This window comes from Yersinia sp. 1252 StPb PI, from assembly GCF_048593885.1.
GTDB classification, from domain to species: Bacteria; Pseudomonadota; Gammaproteobacteria; order Enterobacterales; family Enterobacteriaceae; genus Yersinia; species Yersinia enterocolitica_E.
On the sequence record NZ_JAZGQE010000343.1, the window covers coordinates 1 to 1,813 of the forward strand.

Below are 1,813 nucleotides of genomic sequence, written 5' to 3' on the forward strand. Positions count from 1 at the left end.
CCCAGAACTTTCTTACTGGACTGGGGTCTGATTTAATGCCACTGCTTTTCTTTGATGTCCCCATATTGAGGAGCCCGATAGTCCCGCCTTCTTAGGTTCAAGACTAATCGGGTTTTTTCTTGCCTGAAATTTGAGTTCTGCCTATTTCTACTCTCGTCCATATCGCGCCATCTGCCCCTTAAGGCTTTCTTAAGACAATATTATTACAGTCTTAGTATTCCCTATTTCCGCTTCAGGTTACTTCGTGAAGACCAGCAAACCTACCTCTCAAGCCAATGCCACTCCAGCGACATTAAATAATGCCTCAACAGCACAGATAATTAAGACAAACTCCCTTTACTCGTTGCCGTTATCCTTCTATTTTTGGCAGGTTTTTGGGTTAGTGATCTGTGGATTGCTCTTTCTATGGCTGTCGAACAACGAGCAACTAGATTGGTTTATCAGCAATTACTGGTTTGACCCCGTCGGGCAAAATTTTCCATGGGAAAACAATTACTGGCTGGATTTACTCAACCACCGATTATTGAAAATAACCATTATCAGTACTGCCGTGGTGGCATTGTTATGGGGGATTTATCGCCGTAATGGGCGCTTGGTGACGACCATGTTGTTGTTTGGCATCGGTCCGTTGGTGGTTGGTGTGCTAAAGGCCGTCAGCGCCCACTCCTGCCCTTGGGATCTGGTGGAGTACGGTGGTAAAGCTATCAGTTATGTGCTGATGGGTACCGCTCCTGTAGGTGCAGGTCCCGGCCACTGTTTTCCCGGTGGCCATGCATCCAGCGGTTTTGCCGTGATGGCACTGTTCTTCCTGTTCTACCCCGAGCGGCCTCGGTTGGCTACGCTGTGTTGGTTGCTCGGTATTGGTCTTGGCATGTTGATGGGGTTTGGTCAAATTATGCGCGGGGCACATTTTCTTACTCATAACCTGTGGGCGGGTTGGTGGGTATGGCTGAGCCAGTTGGCTCTGTTTTGGATGATTAGCGGTTTTTACCGCCGCGATAAAGGTACTGAATAATGGAACAAATGAACTATTTTTTCTTTTCCATGATAAATGCGACCCCTGCATCACCGCCATGGATGATTTCTTTTGCGACCTTCATCGCACGTGACCTGATCATGATTATCCCCGTGTTACTGGTGGCACTGTGGCTATGGGGGCCAAAAGATAGCATTAACATGCAGCGAGCAGTGGTAACCAAGGCAGCAATCGCTCTTGCTTTCTCTATGCTTTCAGCGGCTTGTATCGGGATGCTTATCCCACACGATCGCCCTTTTGTTGTCGGTTTTGGCTATAACTTTATGAGCCATGCACCTGACAGCTCTTTCCCAAGTGATCACGGCACCGCTATTTTCACCTTTGCCTTAGCCTTTGTTTTTTGGCACAAACTCTGGTCCGCAGTCAGCATGATGGTCGTCGCAGCCGCCATTGCATGGTCACGTATTTACCTGGGTGTTCATTGGCCATTAGATATGGTGGGTGCCTTCTTATTAGGGATTATTGGTTGTCTGTTCGCACAGTTAGTATGGAATTTATTCGGTGACGCTATCGCGAGTGGTATGACTCGCCTCTATCGTATTAGTTTTGCTCTGCCTATCAGTAGAGGATGGGTCAGAAGCTAGTCACGCTAGGTTATAAATCTCACATTGCCGATGGCTCTAAAAGATCGGCAATACCCACCGCCGCCAATCACATTATAAAATAATCCTTTAAAATCAATTAACAAAAGAAAGTCATCTATATTACCAGTACATTTAAGCCGCTAAAATGTAATTAAAATAACAAAATAAAATGTAAAACAGTTAAATATGTGAG

Annotated in this window: 2 protein-coding genes; both read left to right on the plus strand. The window is 46.1% G+C overall.

All coding sequences use genetic code 11. The annotated features are described in order from the left end of the window. Window positions 1-343 precede the first annotated feature (343 nt). Window positions 344-1,015: a phosphatase PAP2 family protein gene (locus tag V2A85_RS23385; protein ID WP_372559923.1), complete on the plus strand. Its 672-nt coding sequence runs from the start codon at window positions 344-346 to the stop codon at window positions 1,013-1,015. Then, window positions 1,015-1,620 (plus strand): undecaprenyl-diphosphate phosphatase, encoded by a 606-nt coding sequence (ybjG, locus tag V2A85_RS23390; protein ID WP_372559364.1) that lies wholly within the window; start codon window positions 1,015-1,017, stop codon window positions 1,618-1,620. The genes V2A85_RS23385 and ybjG overlap by 1 nt, the downstream gene beginning before the upstream one ends. The last annotated feature ends 193 nt before the right edge of the window (window positions 1,621-1,813 follow it).